At 63.2% G+C, this 14,586-nt stretch carries 15 protein-coding genes; 9 read left to right on the top strand and 6 right to left on the bottom strand.

Annotated elements, in window-relative coordinates; translation table 11 throughout:
• Positions 1–603: 603 nt before the first annotated feature.
• The 3 genes from IP85_RS08235 to IP85_RS08225 all read left to right on the top strand — a co-directional run bounded on the left by IP85_RS08235 (position 604) and on the right by IP85_RS08225 (position 2,110).
• Positions 604–1,194 carry a biotin transporter BioY gene (locus tag IP85_RS08235; RefSeq protein WP_054149199.1) on the top strand — a complete coding sequence of 197 codons (591 nt, stop codon included), beginning with the start codon at positions 604–606 and terminating at the stop codon, positions 1,192–1,194.
• A gap of 26 nt (positions 1,195–1,220) precedes the next feature.
• Positions 1,221–1,643: a DUF1284 domain-containing protein gene (locus IP85_RS08230; protein WP_054149198.1), complete on the top strand. Its 423-nt coding sequence runs from the start codon at positions 1,221–1,223 to the stop codon at positions 1,641–1,643.
• A 125-nt stretch (positions 1,644–1,768) separates the two neighbouring features.
• Positions 1,769–2,110 (top strand): MmcQ/YjbR family DNA-binding protein, encoded by a 342-nt coding sequence (locus IP85_RS08225; protein WP_054149197.1) that lies wholly within the window; start codon positions 1,769–1,771, stop codon positions 2,108–2,110.
• Here IP85_RS08225 and IP85_RS08220 read toward each other — a convergent pair.
• The 4 genes from IP85_RS08220 to IP85_RS08205 are packed head-to-tail and all read right to left on the bottom strand — an operon-like array spanning position 2,107 to position 4,314.
• On the bottom strand, positions 2,107–3,075 hold the full coding sequence (locus tag IP85_RS08220) for a nitronate monooxygenase (protein ID WP_054149196.1): 969 nt from the start codon (positions 3,073–3,075) through the stop codon (positions 2,107–2,109). The genes IP85_RS08225 and IP85_RS08220 overlap by 4 nt on opposite strands.
• Before the next feature lie 6 nt (positions 3,076–3,081).
• Positions 3,082–3,294, bottom strand: a complete 213-nt coding sequence (locus IP85_RS08215) for a 4-oxalocrotonate tautomerase family protein (protein ID WP_054149195.1) — start codon at positions 3,292–3,294, stop codon at positions 3,082–3,084.
• 4 nt (positions 3,295–3,298) lie between these two features.
• Positions 3,299–3,691 carry a nuclear transport factor 2 family protein gene (locus tag IP85_RS08210; protein WP_245280836.1) on the bottom strand — a complete coding sequence of 131 codons (393 nt, stop codon included), beginning with the start codon at positions 3,689–3,691 and terminating at the stop codon, positions 3,299–3,301.
• Complete coding sequence (locus IP85_RS08205; protein ID WP_054149194.1) at positions 3,688–4,314, bottom strand: glutathione S-transferase C-terminal domain-containing protein; 627 nt, start codon at positions 4,312–4,314, stop codon at positions 3,688–3,690. The genes IP85_RS08210 and IP85_RS08205 overlap by 4 nt, the downstream gene beginning before the upstream one ends.
• Positions 4,315–4,497: 183 nt before the next feature.
• Here IP85_RS08205 and IP85_RS08200 point away from each other — a divergent pair, with 183 nt between their 5' ends.
• The 3 genes from IP85_RS08200 to IP85_RS08190 all read left to right on the top strand — a co-directional run bounded on the left by IP85_RS08200 (position 4,498) and on the right by IP85_RS08190 (position 7,472).
• A complete protein-coding gene (locus tag IP85_RS08200) occupies positions 4,498–4,800 on the top strand; it encodes a helix-turn-helix domain-containing protein (protein WP_245280835.1) in 303 nt (100 codons plus the stop codon).
• 174 nt (positions 4,801–4,974) lie between these two features.
• Positions 4,975–6,105 carry a site-specific DNA-methyltransferase gene (locus IP85_RS08195; protein ID WP_054149192.1) on the top strand — a complete coding sequence of 377 codons (1,131 nt, stop codon included), beginning with the start codon at positions 4,975–4,977 and terminating at the stop codon, positions 6,103–6,105.
• 365 nt (positions 6,106–6,470) lie between these two features.
• The gene (locus IP85_RS08190) at positions 6,471–7,472 is read left to right on the top strand and encodes an OmpA family protein (protein WP_054149191.1); all 1,002 of its coding nucleotides are present in this window, start codon (positions 6,471–6,473) and stop codon (positions 7,470–7,472) included.
• 56 nt (positions 7,473–7,528) lie between these two features.
• Here IP85_RS08190 and IP85_RS08185 read toward each other — a convergent pair whose 3' ends face one another.
• Together IP85_RS08185 and mutY are read right to left on the bottom strand one after the other, a co-directional pair.
• Complete coding sequence (locus tag IP85_RS08185; RefSeq protein WP_054149190.1) at positions 7,529–8,140, bottom strand: HAD family phosphatase; 612 nt, start codon at positions 8,138–8,140, stop codon at positions 7,529–7,531.
• Between the two features lie 3 nt (positions 8,141–8,143).
• A complete protein-coding gene (gene mutY / locus IP85_RS08180; RefSeq protein ID WP_245280834.1) occupies positions 8,144–9,199 on the bottom strand; it encodes an A/G-specific adenine glycosylase in 1,056 nt (351 codons plus the stop codon).
• 133 nt (positions 9,200–9,332) lie between these two features.
• Here mutY and IP85_RS08175 point away from each other — a divergent pair, with 133 nt between their 5' ends.
• The 3 genes from IP85_RS08175 to IP85_RS08165 all read left to right on the top strand — a co-directional run bounded on the left by IP85_RS08175 (position 9,333) and on the right by IP85_RS08165 (position 14,582).
• Positions 9,333–9,824 carry a DUF721 domain-containing protein gene (locus IP85_RS08175; RefSeq protein WP_054149188.1) on the top strand — a complete coding sequence of 164 codons (492 nt, stop codon included), beginning with the start codon at positions 9,333–9,335 and terminating at the stop codon, positions 9,822–9,824.
• Between the two features lie 199 nt (positions 9,825–10,023).
• On the top strand, positions 10,024–12,294 hold the full coding sequence (locus tag IP85_RS08170; protein ID WP_054149187.1) for a SulP family inorganic anion transporter: 2,271 nt from the start codon (positions 10,024–10,026) through the stop codon (positions 12,292–12,294).
• 14 nt (positions 12,295–12,308) lie between these two features.
• Positions 12,309–14,582 (top strand): SulP family inorganic anion transporter, encoded by a 2,274-nt coding sequence (locus IP85_RS08165; protein WP_054149186.1) that lies wholly within the window; start codon positions 12,309–12,311, stop codon positions 14,580–14,582.
• Positions 14,583–14,586 lie beyond the last annotated feature (4 nt).

The raw sequence follows: 14,586 nt of genomic DNA, 5'->3' as shown, positions 1-14,586 counted from the left end.
CCGCAAAGCGGCGGGTGGGGGTGAAACCCGCCGACCTGTCCGACTTCCGCCACGGGCCGCTTTGTGGGGCGAAAACCACCTCCGCCTTCGATCCCGGCCAGCGTCGCTGTCACCCCACCCCGGACCTGCGGTCCGACGCTCCCCCTCAAGGGGAGGGTGTTGGCGGCGCCGCCTCAGGCAAGCCCTCATCCAGGCAGAAGGGTGCCGCTCTCTGCTGGCCAGCCACCGCCCTGTGATGGACGCGCCCTCTCTGCTGGCGCAGGCACCTCAGGGTGAGGGGTGATCCTTTGCCCCTCATCCGCCTCCTGAGCCCGCCGAAGGGCGGCACCTTCTCCTTGGCTGCCGAGGAGAAGGCCAAAACGCTGACCGCGCGCACCTCCCTCTCCCCGCTTGCGGGCAGAGGGTAGGGTGAGGCGCGCGGCCTCGTTCTAAAATTATAGATAAAAAGAGAGAAGAGGCGCAAAGCTACGCCACGCTCGGCAATTTTGATCCCCACCCCGGCGACCTTCCCCGAGATTCCTGCAACCTTCATCTTGGCATCCGCCTATTTCATAGATAAAGGATTCTCCGCCACTTAAATTATCTATAAAATGGAGATTGCCCATGACGACCATTCTTGCGCCCGCCGGCCGCGGTTTCGATCCGCTTGGCATATCGGGCCGTTCGCTTCCCGTGCAGGCCGCTCTTCTCCTCTTCGGCACGGGCGTGCTGGCGATCGCTTCGCAGATTTCAGTGCCCATGGTGCCGGTGCCGATCACCATGCAGACCTTCGCGCTGACCATGATCGGCGTGCTCTATGGCTGGCGCCTGGGCGCGCTGACCGTGCTTGCCTGGCTCGGCGAGGCGATGATGGGCCTGCCGGTTCTGGCCAACGGCGGTGGCGGCCTCGCCCCCTTTGTCGGCCCGACGGCCGGTTACCTCGCAGCCTTCCCGATCATCGCGGCGCTTGCCGGTTATCTCGCGAACAAGGGCTGGACGGGCAGCCAAGTCGTCAAAAGCTTCCTCGCCCATCTCTCCGCCAATATCCTGTGCCTCGCCATCGGCGGCGCCTGGCTTGGCTATCTGATCGGTGCCGAAAAGGGCTTGGCTCTCGGCGTCACGCCCTTCATCCTGGGTGCCGTGCTGAAATCGGCTCTCGCCGCCGCCCTGCTGATGGCGCTGGCGCGCCGCAAGACACAGCCGCTCGACCTTTAAGCCTCTGACAACCGACTGAAACACGCATGACCGTCCGGCTCCGCGCCCACCACCTGCTTTGCATGCTGACTTATGTCGGCAAGGGTTATTCGCCCGCCTTCGTCGAGAACTACGAGGTGATCGCCTCAAGGCTCTCGGCCGGCGAGGAGATCGAGCTGGTGGCGGGGCCGGACGATATCTGCGGCCCGCTGACCGCAGACCCCGAGTCTCATTGCCATGGGTCAGGTGTCGTCGAGCGGGACCGGGCAGCGGCAGACGCCGTCGCCCGCCTGATCGGCAGCCCGCTTCCACCGGGCGCTCGCATCACCCCGACGTCCGCTCTGCTTACGCGTCTCAGAAAAACCTTCGCCACCGGTGAGATCCGCACCGCCTGTTCGGGCTGCGAATGGTCGGAGCTTTGCGACAGCGTCGCGGACGGCGGATATCTGAGTGTGCGTGTTGCCCCCTGAGGCTGGCGGCGTCTCCCTCTCCCCGCTCGCGGGGAGAAGGTGCCCGAAGGGCGGATGAGGGGGCGTATCTGGACCTGATGACACGTCCTAAAGCCTCTGGCAGACTGACCTCCGGAGGCCCCGCCATGATCACCCTCGATACCCTGCGCCAGATCATCCTTGCCCTGCCGACCACGGAGGAAACGACCTCCTGGGGGCATCCGTCCTTCAAGGTCAACGGCAAGGCCATGCTGTTCTGGAACCCGACCCATGACTGCCCGGTCTTCAAGGTCCCTTTCGAGGAGCGCGACCACCTGATTGAGATCGACCCCGACACCTTTTTCACCACCGATCATCACCGACCCCATAGGCTGGTGCTCGCCCGTCCGGACCGGCTCGACCTCGAATGGGCGCGGGAAAACCTGACGCATGTCTGGCGGACGCAGGCGAAGAAGGCCGTGGTGAAGGCCTGGGATGCCCGCGACTAGCGCGTGATACAGTCTCTGACGATGTTTCGCATCCGCTCCTCGGCCTCGCGCGCCATGCGTTCGATGACGAGGGAGGCAGGTTCCAGGGACCGCACAAGGTCGACAGCCTCGCCGACGATGACCGGCAACTGCTCGGTATCGCCGGTCGCCTGAGCGTCAAGATAGCGATGGCGAACCTGATCGATACTGTCTTTCAGCATTGCGAGACGGTCGTGCCATGCGCGGTACAAGCCGTTGTCGAGTGTCCGCAATTGCCATTGCGTTGGCCAATCATGGCCGCGTATCAGATCGAAGACCGTGCCCTTGACGGTCTCGTCCCCGGAGCCGGTGATCGCGGCGTTCTTTGCCGGGATGTTGGCAAGCGATTCCCGTGTCGCGTAGAGTGCCGTGCCGCACAGCACGCCGTCTGCTCCGAGCATGAGCGCAGCAGCCAGGCCCCGGCCGTCTGCAATGCCGCCTGCAGCGATGACGGGCGTTCCGGGGACGGCATCGACGACAGCCGGGACGAGCGGAAGCGTCGCGCGGCTGCCGCCATGACCACCGGCCTCGGTGCCCTGTGCGACGATCACCTGCGCCCCTTCGGCGACGGCAATCTTCGCCGCTTTTACCGTTTGAACCTGCGCGATGAGAGCGATGCCCGCGCGCGCGATTGCCGGTGCAAACTGCCCGACATCGCCGAACGAAAGGAAGATCGCTCTTGGAGATCGATCGAGGGCGATATCAAGCAGGCCGGGATCCCTGGCGAGTGCCCAGCTGATGAAGCCGACGCCGACCTTGGTATTGCCGGCGCGTTCGAATTCCTGCTCCAGCCAGCGCCGGTCGCCATAGCCGCCGCCGATCAGCCCCAGGCCTCCGGAATGACCGACCGCCGCCGCGAGGGCGCCGCCTGCGATGCCAGCCATCGGCGCCGACAGGATCGGCACCGAGAGACCAAAGTTTTCGGTAATGCGGGTTCTGAGAGCCATGAAGCTTCAGGCGCCCCGCTTCGAAGCCTGTCGATACGCCTCGACAGGCAGGCCACCGATACCCCAGTCCTCCATCGCGACCTCATCGATGACGACAAAGGTTGTCGCAGGGGTCTTGTTCAGCACGTCCACGAGCAGTTTCGTCACTCCCTGGATGAGTTCGGCCTTCTGTGCAGCTGTTGCGCCCTCGCGGGTAATCTTGATGTTCACATAAGGCATCGCTTCAATGCTCCTGGGGCGGTCGCTCGATGATCTGGAAAACCTTGGCAATAATCTGCCACACTCCATCGACTTTCACGAATGTCAGGAAATCGACAAAGTCACGTGCGCCGATTGAGCACCGAACCCGGGCAAAGGCGGTGTTTTCGCCGGCGAATTCGATGGAGTCGATGTAGTCGTGCCGCGGTTCCTTGCGCGAGGCGGGGGACTGGCGTGCGGCAACGATCGGAAAATATTCCTCCATCGTGCGATGCAGGAACGGTGTTTCGTCGGCCGTCGCATAGATGGCGCGTGGGTGAAAGACACTCTGCAGCTTGGCAACATCGCAGAAATAGAGGGCATCGAAATAGACTTCGATGGCGGCTGCAATTCTCGGAAATTCCGTCGTCATCATCATGCAGCCTCGTCCGAAATCAGGCCTTCCGCCGCCAACGCCTTGCGCACTGCTGGTCGTGCGGCGATGCGCGCCACATAGGCAGCGACGACCGGCCAGCGGCCAAGAGCGACGCCGATGAAATTGCTCCAGTTGAGAACTACGAAGAGGTAGCTGTCGGCCACCGTGAATGTGGTGCCGAGAATGTATGGGCGTCCATCCTTGAGGGCGGCCTCAACATCGTCAATCCGCCGGAAAAGCCGGGTTTCGGCGCGTGCCCGCTCCTCGCCTTCGAACGGGCGACCGCTGAACCATGGGCTGAAGGCCTTGTGCAGTTCGGAGGAGGTGAAGTTCAGCCACTCCTGCAGGCGAACGCGCTCAAGTGTGCCGGCATTCGGCGTATAACCCGCGCCAGGCGCGAGATCCCCGAGATACTGAAGGATGGCCGGATTTTCCGTCAGCACCACACCAGGGGCGATTTTCAGTGCCGGGACGTACCCCTTCGGATTGATGGTCCGGTAATCCTCTCCTTCCGACGTGGTGCCGGTTTCGGTATCGACGCTGACCGCATCGAAGTCGCGGTCCAGTTCAGTGAGAATGATGCGAGACGCCAGAGAACAGGCGCCGTGCTTGAAATAAAGCAACATGGATAGATCCTTGTCTGTGTTGGACGAAGAGACCTTATGGCGTGTGGTAACACTTGAAAACCAGGTTTCTTATGGTTACTGGATATTCAGGTTTCTCCACGGTAACTCGAAACGGCCATGACCCTGAAAATCCGAAAAAACCGAAGCGAACGCCCGCCCCAGAGCTGCGTTCTGACGGAGTGCATGTCGATCATCGGCGGCGCCTGGGCGCCGAACGTCATCTGGCACCTGCGCGGCGGTCCACGCCGCTTCAACGAATTGCGCCTCGACATTCCGCCCGTCTCGGCCAAGGTCCTGTCGCAGCGCCTGAAGGATCTGGAGGCGCGTGGTGTGATTTCCCGGACCATTCAGCCGACGACGCCGCCATCGGTGGAGTATGCACTCACAGCACTGGGGCAGGAGCTGGTTCCGGCCCTTGTGGCCATCGTCGCGGTCGGTGAAAAACTGAAGGCGACCCAGACGTCCGGGTCGGCCGTCTCTTCCTGATTGCCAGCTTTTTCTGCTTTGCTTGATCACTAAGTTCGCCGTGCATCGAAAGATGGCGCGCCACGCCATCCCGCCCCCGCACAAAATCTCACCCCGTCTTCACCCTTCAGTAACCAAGTTCGGTAACCATAAGCCTCACATCCCGTGCTGCGTCAGCGTAAGAGTGAGTAACCGATGGCTTCTGTATTTCCGATTGCCGAACTCCGCCGTTCGTCCGACCCGCTGGCCTGGGTCGACAGCATCATCAAGGGCGATTGCGTTTCCGCCCTCGAAGCCCTTCCCGATAAATCCGTCGACGTCATCTTCGCCGATCCGCCGTACAATCTTCAGCTTGGCGGCGCTCTCCACCGTCCGGACCAGAGCCTCGTCGACGCCTGCGACGACGAATGGGACCAGTTCGCCTCGTTCGAAGCCTATGACGCCTTCACCCGCGCCTGGTTGCTCGCCTGCCGCCGCGTGTTGAAGCCGACCGGCACGATCTGGGTCATTGGCAGCTATCACAACATCTTCCGTGTCGGCGCGACGTTGCAGGATCTCAACTTCTGGATCCTCAACGACATCGTCTGGCGCAAGACCAACCCGATGCCGAATTTCAAGGGCCGCCGTTTCCAGAACGCCCATGAGACGATGATCTGGGCCTCGCCCGATCCGAAGGCCAAGGGTTACACCTTCAATTACGATGCGATGAAGGCCTCGAACGACGACGTCCAGATGCGCTCCGACTGGCTCTTCCCGATCTGCTCGGGCGGCGAGCGGCTGAAGGGTGACGACGGCAAGAAGGTCCATCCGACCCAGAAGCCGGAAGCATTGCTCGCCCGTGTCATCATGGCCTCGACCAAGCCGGGCGATATCGTGCTCGATCCCTTCTTCGGCTCCGGTACCACGGGTGCTGTCGCCAAGCGTCTCGGCCGCCATTTCGTCGGCATCGAGCGCGAGCAGGATTACATCGATGCGGCCTCGGCCCGCATCGCCGCCGTCGAGCCTTTGGGCAAGGTCGAGCTGACGGTCATGACCGGCAAGAAGGCCGAACCCCGCGTAGCCTTCAACGTGCTGCTCGAAGCAGGCCTCGTGAAGCCCGGCCAGGTGCTGACCGACATCAAGCGCCGCCACTCCGCCATCATCCGCGCCGACGGCACGCTGACGGCAAACGGCGAAGCCGGCTCGATCCACCGCGTCGGCGCCCGCGTCCAGGGCCTGGATGCCTGCAATGGCTGGACCTTCTGGCATACAGAGGAAAAGGGCGCGCTGAAGCCGATCGACGACCTGCGCTCCGTCATCCGCAGCCGCATGGGCGGCCTGGAGTGACGAAATGGCTCCGGCGCCTTGAATGCGCCGAAGCCGATTTCCATCAACATTAGAATAACTTCACATAACTGTGATCAGCTTCGAGCAAGTCGGGCACTTTATCTCGGCTGCATTCGATCTCTAGAGATCGATCTGGCGCGGGCAGGGGTCCGCCAACTCCACCCGCGCCAGCATCTCATTCTTGCGCCGTCACGCGCAGAGCCGGCTGTTTCCCGCCCCTCCATCTTCCCCTTTTGACCTGGATCGTGATCTGCATGACGCAAACGCATGCCGAGTGATCGGAAACACTTGATCAGGCGTTGCGCACACGCCACCATCCGGTCCGGCGGCAGGCCATTGGGGGATTGCCCGGTCAGAGGTGCATCATGGTCCGGCTTTCCAGGAAATTCCTCGCCATTCTTGCGTTCGCGCTGCTGGGATTGGCGCATAATGCGTCTGCGGAAACCTGTCCGACCTTGGAGGGATTTGCCCCGCTCGAGGACATGGCTGTCTATGAAGGTGCCTGCCTCTACGGCGCGGAAGATGCTGGCTTTGCGCGCTTTGATCTGCCCATCGGCCCGATAAAGGGCCGGGCCCCCTCCGAGGTCAAGCCGGTCGAGGGGCAGCTGCAGCGTCGCCTCTATGTCGCTCCCGAAGGAGCAAGTGCTGCCGACGTCTTTCTCAACTATCGCACGTCGTTGATAGGCGCCGGTTTTTCACCCCTGTTCGAATGTGTCGGCCGAGCCTGCGGCAGCAACAATGCCCTCTTGGGCAAGGTGGTCATCTATCCGGCAAATCGGAGGCTGCGCAATCTGGGGACTGCCTCGGAGTTCGCGCTCTATATCAAGGATGGCGAGCACTACATGGCAGCCGTTTCGGCAGATGGTACGCGCCATGTAGCGCTCTACGTCGCACAAAACCAGAAAGCACCACTTGCGGGAAATGCATCCGAACGCGCGGCTGTACATCTGGATCTCGTCACGTCTTCCGCACTCGAAACCCGCATGATCGATGCCGCAGCCATGGCCAAGGGCATCTCCGACGAGGGGCATATAGCCCTCGACAATGTCTATTTCGACTTCGGCACCGCCACCCTTTCTGCTGAAGCCGCCCCGGCGATTGCCGAGATGACGAAGCTCCTGACCTCGAACCCGGGGCTGAAGGTCTATATCGTCGGCCACACCGATTGGATCGGGGATGCCGAGACGAACTTGTCGCTGTCACAAAAGCGCGCCCAAGCGGTCATGGCAGCACTGGTGTCGGCGGGCATCTCGAAAGAACGCCTCGCCGCCGCCGGAATGGGCATGCTGGCACCGCGTGCCAGCAACCAGACAGAGCCGGGCCGCGCCATGAACCGCCGCGTGGAACTGGTCGAGCGACCCGGTTGATGAACGAGGGATGATCCGTGTTCGCGGGGCACCCACTAGGTAAACCACCCGGAAAATCAGGCGGAGACGCCCAGCCCCTGCAGATCCGCCTTCAGCTTTTCCGCTCCGGTAAAATGCACCGCCTGCCAGCCGGCAGCCCGCGCGCCTTCGACATTCGCCAGACTGTCGTCGATGAAGACGGAGTGCTCTGGTGACAGGCCGAAATCAACAGCATGCCGCTCATAGATCGCCACATCAGGCTTGATCAGCCCCACTTCGCCCGAAACCGTGACGCCGCGTGGCAGGTTCAGGAAGGGATACATCTTACGCGCTTCGGCAAATGTGTCGGCGGCGAAATTGGTGAGCATGGTCACGTCCCGGCCCGAATCGATCAGCCCCGTCATGATGGAAACGCTGTCCTCATAGGCATGCGGCACCATCTCGGCCCAGTGCTTCCGGAAGGCGCGGATATGCGCTTCCTTCTTGGGAAACTCGGCAATCAGCAGCGCCTCGGCGTCGGCCCAGTTGCGGCCGCGATCCTGCTCGATGTTCCAGTCATGGGTACAGACCCGGGCGAAGAAATCCGCCCGTTCTGCTGGGTCCGGGATGATCCGCGAGAAAGGCAGGTTCGGATCGTAATGGATCAGCACCTTGCCGATGTCGAAGACGATATGGCGGATTTCGGTCATGTCTTAGCCCTTAGGAGTTGGAAAGGCGGTTGGAATAGCGGCCGCAATTGCCTTCTTCATGACAGTCGGCAGCGCTTGCCCATCAAGTTCGGTGACGGGCACCCAGAAACCGTGATTGACAGAGGGGCGGTCGATCGGGCCGACGCGGAAGATCGAGAGCCGAAGCTCGAAATGGGTGAAGACATGGGCGATCGCGCCCGCCGCCTGCCACTCGGCCGGGAAGGGGGCTGCCTCCGTCCCCGTTTCCCCGTCCTGCCGCGAGGTCCACTCGGTCGTCGGCACCTCCGTCATCCCCCCGAGCAGCCCGCTTTCCACCCGCTTGCGCAGCAGGATGTTGCCATCGCGATCAACAGCGATGAAGGCCGCCCCGAGCCGCACCGGTTTCGCCTTCTTTGCCGCCTTCACCGGAAAACGCTCCGGCTCGTCGGTGGCGAGCGCCAGACAGGCACCGTTGAACGGACAGAGCGCGCAGGCCGGCCGCTTCGGAGTGCAGATCGTGGCGCCGAGATCCATCATCGCCTGGGCAAAGTCCCCGGGCCGGTCGGTCGGCGTGAGTTCCGCCACCTTCGCCTTCATCTGCGGCTTCGATCCCGGAAGCGGCGCCTCGATGGCAAAGAGCCGCGAGATCACCCGCTCGACATTGCCGTCCATGACAGCGGATGGCCGGTTGAAGGCGATTGCCGCAACCGCAGCCGAGGTATAGTCGCCGATGCCCGGAAGTGCGCGCAAACCCTCCTCGCTATCGGGAAAGACGCCGCCATGATCGAAAGCCACGGCCTCTGCGCATTTCTTCAGATTGCGGGCGCGGGCGTAGTAGCCGAGCCCCGCCCAGGCCGCCATCACATCCTCGGTGGGCGCTTCTGCCAGATCCCTGACCGTCGGCCATCTCGCAATGAACTTGGCAAAATAGGCCTTCACCGCGGCAACCGTCGTCTGCTGCAGCATCACCTCCGACATCCAGATGTGATAGGGATCGGGTCTCACACCGCGCTTCGCCGCAGCGGGCGAGATGCGCCAGGGAAGCTCGCGGTGATGCCGGTCATACCAGGCGAGAAGCATGGGAGCCGTCGGTCTTGTCGATGCTTTGCTGGGGAGTGTCACGCCGGTCATTTGCGAAGAGAGGGGAGGATGGCCTATATCTGACCAAAGCAGTCGCCCGTTCAAGGGCCGATGTGAAGGATCCCCAGAGGCCATGGCCACATTCAAGGGCGCAAACCAGATTTCCGAGATTGCCAACGGCATCGTCGACCCGGTGCTGGCAAGGCGTGCGGGCATCAACACGGCGCTGCTCGGCTCCTGGGAAGACATCGTTGGCGAAGGTTTTGCCGATTGTACCCGGCCCGAAAAGATCGCCTGGCCACGCCGCTCCGATCTGCCTGAGGATGGCGGCCATCGTCCAGGCGTGCTGACGGTTGCCTGCGAAGGCGCGCGTGCGCTCTTTCTCTCCCATGCCCAGGGCGAGCTGATCGCCCGCATCAACGGCTTCTTCGGCTATCCCGCGATCGGCCAGGTTCGCATCGTCCAGAAACCTGTTTCGGTGGCGATTACGAGACCCCGTATCCGCAAGCTGGAAGGTGAGAAAGCCCGCCGGCTCGAAGCGATGATGGACGGCATTGAAAACGAGAACCTGCGCCGCGCCGTCGAGCGTCTGGGCACCGCCGTCTTGCAGGCGAAACGCAAATAGCCACCGGCTCTCCCCTCTGGCCCCGACCCGTTGAACCGGCGGGTTTTCCCCGTCGATCTCCGCCTTTCCTGCAGCTGATCCGGCCAAGTTTGGGCCGATCCGGATGGTCGCGTTGCCCGCCACGCCAGCGCCGTCTACCAGTCGGTGAGCCGGCATGTCATCCCCGGCGGCGAATGCCTTTTCAAGAGCAGGAAAAGCCGTGAACATCCACAACCCAGCGCCCGCCCCGGATCGCAAGGCCACGGTTGGTGCCGCCCCGCGACAGCGGGCATGGCGTTATCCTGTTCCGAGCTCGGCGAGGCGCTATGTCGCTCCCGTGCTGTTTGCACTGATCGCCGGCATCGATGGCCTCGGCACCAGCATCGCCTTCGCCGCGCTGATCTTTGCCGGGCCGCTGGCTGCCGGCTTCTCCATGGGCGTCGGCGTCATCCTCATGTCCAGCATCGTCATGGCGCTGTGGATTGCGCTGCGCAGCCGCTATCCCTCAAGCATCGGACAGGTGCAGGAGGCGAGCATCGCCATCCTTGCGACCGCGATTGCAACTGCGACCCTGCACCTCGATTTCGCACCCGAGGAGGTCAAGGTCGCCACCGCCTTTGCCATTCTCGGATCGAGTGCCGTGGTCACCGGTGTGGTCTTCTGGCTCTTCGGCCTTTGCCGCTTTGGCCGGCTCGTGCGTTTCATGCCCTATCCGGTCATCGCCGGCTTTCTCGCCGGCTCTGGCTGGCTGCTCATCCAGGGCGCCGTCATGATGATCATTGGCGACCGCAACCTCGTCGATCTTCTCGTCCGCCCCGAGGGGCAGCAGGCGGTCGCCAATCTCTATGTCGCCGTCGTCTTCGCCATCGTCATGGTCTTTGCCATCAGGCGCTCGACGAGCCCACTGACCATGCCGCTGGTGCTTATCGGTGGCGGCGCCCTGTTCTACGCGATGCTGGCGGTGATCGGGGTCGACAGCGAGCAGGCGAGGGCAATGCAATGGCTGCCTGCCATGCCCTCAGGGCCGGGCTTTGCCCTCCCGCAACCGCTTGAAATCGTTTCCACTGCCAATTGGTCTGTTGTCCTGCAGGCCCTGCCGGCGATCATTTCCGTCGCGCTGCTCGGCATGGTCGGGCTGCTTCTCAACACCAGCGGCCTGGAAGTCGCAACCCGCCAGGAGATCGATGCCGACGCCGAACTGCGCACGACAGGCATCGCCAATATCGTCGCCGGCGGTTTCGGCGGCGCGCCGGGCTATACCGGCCTGTCCATGACCCTGCTCGCCAACCGCATGGGGGCCACCGCACGCTCCGTCGGCATTGCAACTGCGGTGGTGCTGGCCCTGATGCTGCCGTTTGCGGGCGAGCTTGCCAGCGCCATGCCGACCTTCGTCGCCGCCGGTCTGATGATCGCGCTCGGTGTCGAGCTCATCCACGACTGGCTCTGGCGCACGCGGTCACAGCTTCCGCGCATGGAGTGGCTTGTTGTCCTCGCCATCCCGCTCGGCATGGCCGCCTTCGGCTTCATGGGCGGCATGGCTCTAGGGCTCGCGCTTTCCATCGCCAGCTTCGTCTACAACTACGCCCGTCTTTCGGTCATTCGCGTGGATGCCTCGCTGCGCGAGCGCAAGAGCAGCATCGACCGCCCGCAGGCGGAAAACAGCCTGATCGAGCTGGAAGGCGAGCAGGTCCAGGTGTTGGAGTTACAGGAATTCCTGTTCTTCGGCACGGCAGAACAGATCATCGAGGCGATCCGCCGCCGCCTGCAGGATCGCAGCCGCCTGTCGCTGCGCTTCGTCGTCATCGATTTCCGCCGCGTCAGCGGCATGGATGCGGCGGCCGCCGCGACCTTCGTCAAGATCCGCAACCTGCTCGCTGGCAGCGAGATCGAGCTCGTCTTCAGCAGCCTATCGCCCGAGATTGAACAGGCCCTGGCCAGGAATGGCATCGACTTCGCCTCTGACTCGTCCGTGGCGCGCGAACGCGATCTCGACCACGCCCTGGAACGCTGCGAGGAGCGCCTGATCGCGGCCATCGCCCGCGAGGAGACCTGGCAGGATATCGAGGACTATTTTGTCCAGACCATCGGCCCGAGCGCGCGGTTGAAGGATCTGGTCGCCTCGATGGAGGAAATCCGCCTGCAGCCGGGGGACCGCTTCATCCGGGCGGGCGAACCGGGCGATGATCTCTTCCTGCTCTGGACCGGCCGCGCCAAGGTGGAAGCCGTGCTCGGCAATGGCAAGCGCCTGCGTCTCCGAACCGTCAAACCCGGCGTCGTTCTCGGCGAAATCGCCATCTATCGCGGTGGCCCGCGCACGGCCGATGTGGTGGCCGAGGTACCCTCCACCGTCTACCGCCTGGCCCGTCGTCAGCTGCGTTATCTCGAACAGACCGACCCCGAACTGGCGCTCCTCGTCCACCGCCTCTGCGCCACGACCCTTGCGGAACGCCTGACCATCGCCAATCGCGTGGTGCAGTCGCTGCACGAGTGAGGACGTAGACGCTGATGACGCTGCAGGACGCCTCGCTTCCGCAAAAGCCGGACAGACTGCCGGCCAAGGCTGTGCCGGAAAGATCCGCGCAGCTTGGTATGGCGAGGATTAGCGGCCTCCTGGCGCCCCTGCTGTTCGCCGTGATCGCCGGCATCGATGGCCTCGGCACCAGCATCGCCTTTGCCGCGCTCATCTTCGCCGGTTCGGTCTCCGCCGGCTTCGGGATGGGCGTCGGGGCAATCCTGATGTCCAGCATTCTGCTCACGCTGATCATCACGCTTGGCAGTCGCTACCCGGCGAGCATTGGCCAGGTGCGCAAGCCGAATGTCGCAATTCTGGCGGCAGCAATTGCCGCGGCACTGGCCTCTCCGGCATTGGTGGATGCGCCGGAAGACGTGCGCATCATGACCGCCTTCGCCATCCTCGGCACCAGTGCGGCCGCTACCGGTGTCGTCTTCTTGCTGTCGGGCGCCTTCGGCTTTGGCAAGCTCGTCCGTTTCATGCCCTTCTCGGTCATTGCCGGCTTCCTGGCCGGTTCCGGATGCCTGATGATTCAGGGGGCCGTGAACATGCTCCTCGCCGGGCATCCGGCCATCGATCTGTTCACGACCGCGGGTGGCCGGCAGGCCATCGCCAATCTGCACATCGCCCTGATCTTCGCCTTCATCTTGAACTTCTCGCTTCGTCGATCTTCGAGCCCGCTGGTCGCCCCCGGCATTATGCTGGCGGCTGCAGTCCTCTTTTACCTGATGCTAATCGGCCTCGGCGTGGACGCTGAAACAGCGCGGAGCTTCCACTGGCTGCCCGCCCTGCCGGCTGAGGCCGGCCTCGAACTGCCGTCGCCCATCGCCATCTTCACGCATGCCGATTGGTCTGCCGTTATTCACGCAGCGCCCGCCATCGCTTCCGTCGTGCTTCTCAGTATGGTCGGGCTTCTTCTGAACACGAGTGGCCAGGAGGTCGCCACGCGACGCGAGATCGACGCCGACAACGAATTGCGCACCACCGGGCTCGCCAATCTCCTGGTTGGCGGCTTCGGCGGTGCGCCGGGGTTCAGCAGCATGAGCATGACACTGCTTGCGACCCGCATGGGCGGTGTAAGCCGCCTTCCAGGCTTAGCAACCACGCTGGTACTGGTCTTGATGCTGCCCTTTGCCGGACAACTCGCCGGTGCCATGCCTACCTTCGTGGCTGCCGGCCTTATGATCACACTGGGCTATGACATGGCGGAGGAATGGCTCTGGGGAGCGCGCCGCCAACTTCCGCGCAACGAATGGCTGGTTATTCTCACCATTCCCTTCTGCATGCTGGTCTTCGGCTTCCTGACAGGCATGATGATAGGCCTTGCGCTCGCCATCCTGTCCTTCGTCTACAACTATGCGCGATTGTCGGTCATCCGCAGCGACACGTCCCTGCATGCTCGCCGCAGCAGCACGGATCGCCCGCCCGTCGAGACAACCCATCTGGAAGCGGTTGGTGATCAGGTCCAGGTGCTGGAGCTCCAGGAGTATCTGTTCTTCGGGACGGCGGAACAGGTGGTCGCGGCTGTGCGCCGGCGTTTGCAGGACCAGCATCGTCCCACGCTGCGCCATGCAATCGTCGACTTCCGCCGCGTCAGCGGCATGGACGCTGCAGCAGCCGCTGCTTTCGTCAAGATCCGCAACCTCTTGGCAGAAGCTGGCGCTGAATTGCTCCTCAGTGGTCTGTCATCAGAGAGCCAGGCTACGCTCCGCCGCAATGGTCTCGGCGAGCCACTTGGCCCAGCCCTCCGTCTCGAGCCCGATCTTGATCATGCCATCGAATATTGCGAGCAAAATCTACTGCAAGACATGGCCCGCGAAGAGACCTGGCAGGATATCGAGGACTATTTCGCCCAGACCATTGGTCCGAGCGCACGGCTGAAGGACCTGGTCGCCTCGATGGAGGAAATCCGCCTCCAGCCAGGCGACCGCTTCATCCGGGCGGGGGAACCGGGGGAGGATCTCTTCCTGCTCTGGACCGGCCGCGCCAAGGTCGAAGCCGTGCTCGCCAACGGCAAGCGCCTGCGTTTGAGAACCGTCAAGCCCGGCGTCGTGCTCGGCGAGATCGCCATCTATCGCGGTGGCGCACGCACGGCAGATGTCATGGCCGAAGTGCCCTCGACCGTCTATCGCCTGGCCCGGCGCCAGCTGCGTTATCTTGAACAGGCAGACCCCGAGCTCGCGCTTCTCGTCCACCGCCTCTGCGCAACCACGCTCGCCGAGCGGCTCACCATTGCCAACCGCATGGTGCAGTCTCTGCACGAGTAAGAAC

Source organism: Rhizobium sp. AAP116, from assembly GCF_001295785.1.
Classification (GTDB): domain Bacteria; phylum Pseudomonadota; class Alphaproteobacteria; order Rhizobiales; family Rhizobiaceae; genus Allorhizobium.
Note: the sequence above shows the minus strand (reverse complement) of the source record. Positions and strands in the feature narration are given on the sequence as shown.